Source organism: Acetobacter sp. DsW_063 (assembly GCF_002153745.1).
In the GTDB taxonomy this organism is placed as follows: domain Bacteria; phylum Pseudomonadota; class Alphaproteobacteria; order Acetobacterales; family Acetobacteraceae; genus Acetobacter.
This window is the reverse complement of the sequence record NZ_JOPL01000102.1, coordinates 1-7,068: the sequence shown is the minus strand read 5'-3', so window position 1 is coordinate 7,068 and position 7,068 is coordinate 1. Positions and strand designations below refer to the sequence as shown.

The window sequence follows — 7,068 nt, the reverse complement described above, 5'->3', positions numbered from 1 at the left end:
ACAGGAACATCAACCCGGTCCAGCAACGGAAAACGACCCCGTGTGGGGCAAGACGACGCGTTCATGAATGCTAGCTCCTGCGCTCGACGACGTAACGCGCGAGATCGCGCAGGCGTTCAGCTTTTTCACCAAACGGGGCGAGAGCCTCCGTCGCGCGGTGCGCCAAAGCCTCGGCTTCGCGCCGGGCGCCGTCGACGCCGAGCAACGCGACGAAGGTCGATTTTTCGGCGGCGAGGTCCTTGCCAGCGGTCTTGCCGAGTTCTTCGGCGCTTGCCGTCGCGTCGAGCACGTCGTCGGCGATCTGGAAAGCCGCGCCGATGTCGCGGCCATAAGCCGCAAGACGTTCTCGCTGCTCAGCCGTCGCCTGCCCGAGAATGGCGCCAGCTTCGGCTGAATACTGGATCAGGCGACCAGTCTTCAGCGCGTGCAGATGCCGAACTTCGTCGAGGGAAAGCGAACGCCCTTCCCCCTCCATGTCGATCATCTGTCCGCCGACCATACCCGCCGCGCCCGAAGCGCGGGCGAGGGCGAGCACCAGCTCGGTCCGCACCACGGCGTCGCTGTGCGTCGCCATCTCGGCCAGAATTTCGAAGGCGCGCGTCTGCAAAGCGTCACCCGCCAGAATGGCGGTCGCCTCGTCGAACTTGCGGTGAGTGGAAGGCTGGCCGCGCCGTAGATCGTCGTCATCCATGGCGGGCAGATCGTCATGCACCAGAGAATAGGCGTGCAGCATCTCCACCGACGCCGAAACGCGGTAGGCGCGCGCATCGGCTTCCGCGCTTTCGGCGAACAGGGCCGCCACTTCAGCGACCAGATAGCCGCGCAGACGCTTGCCGCCGCCGAGCGTCGCGTAACGCATGGCGTCGACTACGCGCGCCTCCGGCCCTGGCACCGCCGGAATCAGCGCATCCACGGCAGCTTCGATCGCCGCCGCCCTGTCGCGCAGGGAGGCGCGCAGGGCGACGCCGTCTCCCGCGCCGTTTCCTTCTAGGCCCTGACTGGCCACAGGGGAAGCTGTGCGCTGAACCGCGCCGGTGATGGTCATAACCCGTTCAATCCGCTATTTTTTTTGTATCGAGAGCGCCGTCCGTGCGCTGGACAATCGCCTGTACGCGCGCTTCGGCCGCACGAAGCTTGCTCTCGCAATGCTCGCGCAGCGCGGCGCCGCGTTCATAGGCGGTGATTGCGTCTTCCAGCTTGAGCTGCCCGCCCTCGAGGCCCTTTACGATGCGCTCCAGCTCAGCCAAAGCTTCTTCGAAAGACATTGAGGCAATGTCGCCGCTCATTTCCGTCCAACCATTCCGGATTGCGCTCCGCCATTCGTCAAGCCGTTGCCCTTACTCCCCACGATCCCTCAAACGCAACCCTGAGGGGTGGGAAACAGTCCAGCCATGCGTGCTTCAGCGGACCAACGCAGCCATCCAGACGGCCCGCGACTGGCTCTCAGTCCGGTTTTCTGCGAATCACAAAAGAAAGAACGCCGCCTTCTTCGCCAAACGCAACCAACGCGTGCCCGCTCTCCCGGCAAAACGCCTGAAAGTCGGACACGGAAGCGCGGTCCGTCGCGAGCACCCGCAGCCTGTCTCCAGCGCCGAGGCTACGGAGCGTCCGATTGGCTTTCAACACGGGTAACGGGCAGCTGAGGCCCCTCACATCCAGAATTGTCTCATTCACGACGCGCGATCCATCTCCGGCAGATTGCGGCAAAGGTAGACATAAGAACCATCCTGCGCGATTCCTTACAATCCGACCTCCCCAATTCATGTGAAGTGGCCGTGCGCGGCAGAGCTTCCTACAAAAAACGAGGCTGAAGAGCTATGAACGACTGGCGGCTTGGAATCGATGTTGGCGCCACGAAAATCGAAATCGTGGCCCTCGACCGCACAGGAGAGATGAAGTTGCGTCGGCGCGTGCCGAATCCGGGGCAATATGACGCACTCCTCACTACAATTCGCGACCTTTCGAACTCGGCCGCCGACGAACTGGGCGCATCTTCCTCAAGCGCCCCGCTACCAATCGGCGTAGGCATTCCGGGATCGACGGATGCGTCGAGCGGCCTTGTGAAGAACGCCAACGCCACATGGCTTAACGGCAAGCCTTTCGAGCGTGACCTTCCTGAAGTCGCGGGCCGTCCTGCCCGCGTCGAGAACGACGCAAACTGTTTCGCTCTGTCGGAAGCCATCGACGGTGCGGCTGCGGGAAAGAACGTCGTGTTCGGCGTGATCATCGGGTCCGGCATGGGCGGCGGTCTGGTGGTGAACGGCAAGCTGGTTTCGGGCCTCAACCATATCGCCGGAGAATGGGGCCATACGCCCCTGCCTTGGCCACGTCTGGAAGAGTTCCCCATGCCAAAGTGCTTCTGCGGCAACGAAGGCTGCCTGGAGCGTTTCCTGTGCGGATCGGCGCTGGCCGAAGACTGGCAGGGACCGGGCCATCGCAGCGTGGAAGGCATTGAAGACGCTGCTGCGAATGGAGACGCCAGAGCCGTCGCGGCGATCGACCGCTACGTTGATCGGTTCGCCCGCGCCTGCGCGATGCTGATCAATATCCTCGACCCCGATGCAATCGTCCTCGGCGGCGGCGTGTCCAATCTCCGCGCCGTGCGCGAGCGGACGCAGGGGCTGTTGCAGCGCCACGTCATCACCCCCGGCTGCAAGACTCCGATTCTCGGCAACAAGCACGGAGACAGCTCCGGCGTACGGGGAGCCGCGTGGCTGTGGGAGCCTGCCGAAACGACCCGCTGACGAGCGGAAGCGCTCCGACGTTATGCCGGGATTGCGCCTCACTTCTGCCGCGCGAGGCGCCTGTCGCGCGTTGCCCCTCGTGTGGCTCGCGCAGAATTGTATCGCACCCGGATCTTGAGCGGCTGTCCATCGTCCATGTCGACTGCGACGCCTTCTTCGCCAGCGTCGAGAAGCATCGACGGCCGGAACTGGCGGGCCGCCCCCTGCTGGTCGGCGGAACCGGCGATCGGGGCGTCGTCAGCACCGCTTGCTACATCGCACGTCTGAGCGGCGCGCGGTCGGCGATGCCGATGCGGCAGGCGCGGCAGCTTTGCCCTGACGCCATCGTTCTCGAACCGGACATCGCCGCCTATCGCGCCGTCGCGAAGACGATGCGCGAGATGATGAGCGCGCTGACGCCGCTGGTCGAAGCCAAATCCATCGATGAAGCCGTGCTTGATTTGTCGGGAACGATGCAGCTTCACGGGGCTCCGCCTTGCGTGGTGGCCGCTCGCCTTGCGCTGGCGGTGGAACGGGAACTTGGCGTTTCGATCTCCGTCGGGCTCGCCGAAAACCCGATGATGGCCAAGCTCGCCGCCGAAATCGATAAGCCGCGGGGATATGGCGTCATCGGAGCCGAAGCGGCGGAGTGGCTCGCCTCACGTTCGGTTCGCACCCTTCCGGGAGTCGGAGCCGCTCAGGAACGAGCGCTTGGCCGTGCAGGCTTCACCACGCTCGGCGCCGTTGCTGCACTAAGCGACCACGACGCTGTGCGGCGGCTAGGCCCGCATGGTCCGTCCCTCGCTGCACGTGCACGAGGCGAGGATGTAAGGCGTGTGACCCCGTCCCGTCCCGCCAAATCGGTCAGCGTCGAAACAACGTTCGCAACAGATATCTCCGCTGTTGCGGAGCTGGAGCGCCGCCTGTGGCTGCTTTGCGAACGCCTCGGGGCGCGACTTCGCAAAGGCGAACTCTCGGCGACAGGGATTTCGCTGAAGCTCCGCACCAGCCGTTTCGAGACGCGGACACGCGCTGCGCGGCTTTTCACGCCTACGATCTTGCCGGAGCGCCTGTTCGCGCTCGCTCGCGAACTGCTGACGAAAGAAATCGATGGCTCGGCATACCGCCTGCTGGGGATAGGGACCAACGGGCTGGCTCCATTGGCCGCGGCGGACCCGCCTGACCTAGCTGACCCGAACTCAGGCCGCCGCGCCGCCATGCAGAACGCCATAGATTCGATTCGGACGCGCTTTGGCGACACGATGCTCAATCGGGGGCGAGCGCTGGACCGCAAGTGACCCCGGCCCGGCAATACACAATCTGCCCGCGCAAACGTCCACACCCGGAGCGCGCGCACGCCGCGCGTCGGAAAAAAACGATGCGAAAACGACACAATGCGAGCCTAACCGAAAAACTCACACTCATTTCGATACAATAACACTTGCGTGCGCCACTGCACGATTTCGATACTGGCGCGAGTCAGACACCGGCAGGCACACCCGCCAAGCGAAGCCGGTGAAAACGAAATGGAGTGTTCATGGTTCGCCGCCTTCTCCCGCGCAATAACGTATCCCGCATAGCGTTGTGGAGTTCGGTATTTATCGGCAGTTCCACTTTGGGGGGGCTTGCGGCGAACGCTGCTGCCGACACCACGGCGGTGAAGCATGTCGCACGTCACGGCAAAACACGATCAACGCATGGCGGCGTGGTCACGCCTGCTGCATCTACCGGTTCAGTTCAACGTCAGGCGGCCGCCGCTCCGGCCAAAAGACCGGCGCATCTGGTCGCCAATGGCGACGAAGCTGTCGCCGTAACGGCGCAAAGACATATCTCGCACAATTCTGAAGTAGTGGTCGGACGAGCCGAAATCGAGCAAATGGTGTCCGGCTCCAACGTACTTCGCATGCTGGCGCAGGTTCCCGGCGTGAGCTTCAGCGCAACTGACGCCCTCGGCATCGACACATGGGGGGCCAGCATCTACATGCGCGGCTTCTTCATGGACCAGTTGGGCGTAACCGTCGACGGAGTTCCGCTGAACGACCAGACGTACACAAATATCAACGGGCTCAACGTCAACAACGCTGTCATCTCCGACGATATCGATCACAGCAGCATCTCGCAGGGCGCAGGCGCCGTCGATCTGCCGTCGAACACCAATCTTGGCGGGACGATGCAGTTTTTCATCACGCCTCCGAAAGACAAGTTTGGCGGCAAGGTGCTGCAGGGCTTCGGCAGCTACGGCATGAAACGCACCTATGTTCGGATCGATAGCGGCATTCTCAACCCCAGCGGCACGAAGTTCTTCGTCGATTATTCACGGAGTTACGAGAAAAAATACGACGCACCCAGCCCCGCCTTCATGCAGCAGACCGACGCCAAGCTGGAGCAGCCGATCGGCGAGCGCAGCAAGATGACGGCGTTTTTCAACTGGACCAACGCGCAGGTCTGGGGATATGCGGACAAATCTCTTGATATTCTGAACACGGTCGGATGGCGAACGGAATCGTTCTATCCGAACTACGCTGGCGCCTATGCGGCGGCGCAGTGGAACTGGGCCTGCTCCGGGCTTTCCAATCCTGGAAATTCCTGTGCTTCAAGCGGACCGATCACAAACCCTCTGACCGGACAACCTCTGGCGCAACGCGGCCCGAACCAGTTGCCCGCTGGCTGGGAGAATACGAACGAAACCGCTGGCGTCGCATATTATGACGCAGGGCAGGCGTCGACGGATTATATCGGCGGCATGACATTCGATCTCGCGCTTACCGACAGGCTGCGCTGGATTACGACCCTTTACGGGCACAGCGACACATCTTACGCCACCTATGGCGACCCTTACGTGCCATCATTGACCGGCGCGCCATTGTCCGAGCAGGTCTGGCAGTATCGACAAGAGCGTTACGGGTTCAACTCGGCGTTCGAATACAAGATCGGAAAACATACGATCAACACCGGCGCCTGGTATGAAAACAACAATCAGTGGGCTGGACAATTCTGGTACAACGAACCCGTTCTGGGCGAAGGATCGCCGCTGAAGACCGTTGGCCCTTACACGACCTATGGCCCCGCGTTCGCCCAGAATTACGGATTCCAGTGGAACACCAACACGTTTCAATATCACGTCATGGACACGTGGCGTCCTCTTAACAACCTGACCGTGCTGCTTGGATTCAAATCCATGTTGCAGACCACGTCTGGCGGATCGAACTACACAAATCAGCAATCTTACGACGGCACCTTGCCAACTTATGAAGGGAACTTACCCAACGGTTCGATGACGGCTGCGTCTGCTTTCTTGCCGCATATCAACGTCAGCTGGCACTTCCTTCCGGGGCATGAACTCTACTTCGATATCGCGGAAAACATGCGCCCCTACACCGTGGCGCCCACCGGCGGCAGTGCCTCGCCCTGGGCGATTTCAAGCCCCTCCGGCTCCGGCGTCACGAACCAGCAGCTTTTCGACAGCATTCGTCGATCCGTTCGTCCCGAGCGGGATTGGATCTACCTGGTGGGTTATCGTTACAACTCTCGCCTGCTGACTGCTTCAGTCGACGCGTATCACGCGGACATTTCTCATCGCCTGATCTCGGCTTCGGTAGGCTCGCTCAACAACCCGCAGACATCGCTGCTCGACACCCGCAAGGCGACGATGTACGGCATGGACGCATCGGCGACGATACGGCCGTTCGCATCTGGACCGCTGCGCGGGCTATCGATCTATAACTCAGTCAGCTACAATCACTTCACATACAGTAAAAACGTCAGCATCATGGACGGAAACGGGGATTATCACGATCTCCGTGGCGCCAAAATGACTGGCTACCCGCAGGTGATGTACAAGGCGAACGCCAGTTACTCTTACAAGCGCTTCAACGTTCATTTTGACGTCAATTATTATTCAAAACGCCCGTTCACGCTCATCAATAATCTTTATGTTCCGGCGTACTGGCTGGCCAACACAGGCGCTCAATATTCTTTCGGCGATTACTGGGTTCTGAAAAACGTCACATTCGGTTTCAACGTCTATAACCTCTTCAACGCCAAATACATCGCCATGATGGGCGAGAACGGGTTCCCTGTGTCCACCGATTACCAGTCGATGGAGCGCGGTTCTGTCCGCGAATATTTCGGAACGGTCAGCACCGAGTTCTGATCTCAGTACTTCTCGCTTTTCAATGCAGGGGCGGCGTCTGAGCGGCGGCCGTCCCCTCCATGAACGGCGCCGGGCTTTACGCCCATCGCAGCGCTCAGACCTCACATACCCACGATCGTCTCAGATACTTATTTTCTGAACGCCGCTAGGGCCTGTTATGCCTTGAATGACGGAGCGAAGTGCCCAGCTTTT

Annotated in this window: 6 protein-coding genes; 3 read left to right on the top strand and 3 right to left on the bottom strand. The window is 61.1% G+C overall.

Annotated features, from left to right (window positions below; translation table 11 throughout):
* Positions 1-70: 70 nt before the first annotated feature.
* The 3 genes from HK28_RS12095 to HK28_RS12085 form a co-directional block, all read right to left on the bottom strand.
* Complete coding sequence (locus tag HK28_RS12095; RefSeq protein ID WP_086644807.1) at positions 71-1,045, bottom strand: polyprenyl synthetase family protein; 975 nt, start codon at positions 1,043-1,045, stop codon at positions 71-73.
* Between the two features lie 7 nt (positions 1,046-1,052).
* Positions 1,053-1,286: an exodeoxyribonuclease VII small subunit gene (locus HK28_RS12090; protein ID WP_086644806.1), complete on the bottom strand. Its 234-nt coding sequence runs from the start codon at positions 1,284-1,286 to the stop codon at positions 1,053-1,055.
* Between the two features lie 157 nt (positions 1,287-1,443).
* Complete coding sequence (locus HK28_RS12085; protein WP_086644805.1) at positions 1,444-1,674, bottom strand: sulfurtransferase TusA family protein; 231 nt, start codon at positions 1,672-1,674, stop codon at positions 1,444-1,446.
* A gap of 143 nt (positions 1,675-1,817) precedes the next feature.
* On the opposite strand from HK28_RS12085, the gene HK28_RS12080 reads away from it, so the two are divergent.
* The 3 genes from HK28_RS12080 (at position 1,818) to HK28_RS12070 (ending at position 6,876) form a co-directional block, all read left to right on the top strand.
* Positions 1,818-2,744 (top strand): ROK family protein, encoded by a 927-nt coding sequence (locus HK28_RS12080; protein ID WP_086644804.1) that lies wholly within the window; start codon positions 1,818-1,820, stop codon positions 2,742-2,744.
* Positions 2,717-4,021, top strand: coding sequence for a DNA polymerase IV (locus HK28_RS12075; protein ID WP_369823659.1), 1,305 nt, complete (start codon positions 2,717-2,719; stop codon positions 4,019-4,021). The genes HK28_RS12080 and HK28_RS12075 overlap by 28 nt, the downstream gene beginning before the upstream one ends.
* A 239-nt stretch (positions 4,022-4,260) precedes the next feature.
* Positions 4,261-6,876: a TonB-dependent receptor gene (locus HK28_RS12070; protein WP_086644802.1), complete on the top strand. Its 2,616-nt coding sequence runs from the start codon at positions 4,261-4,263 to the stop codon at positions 6,874-6,876.
* Positions 6,877-7,068 lie beyond the last annotated feature (192 nt).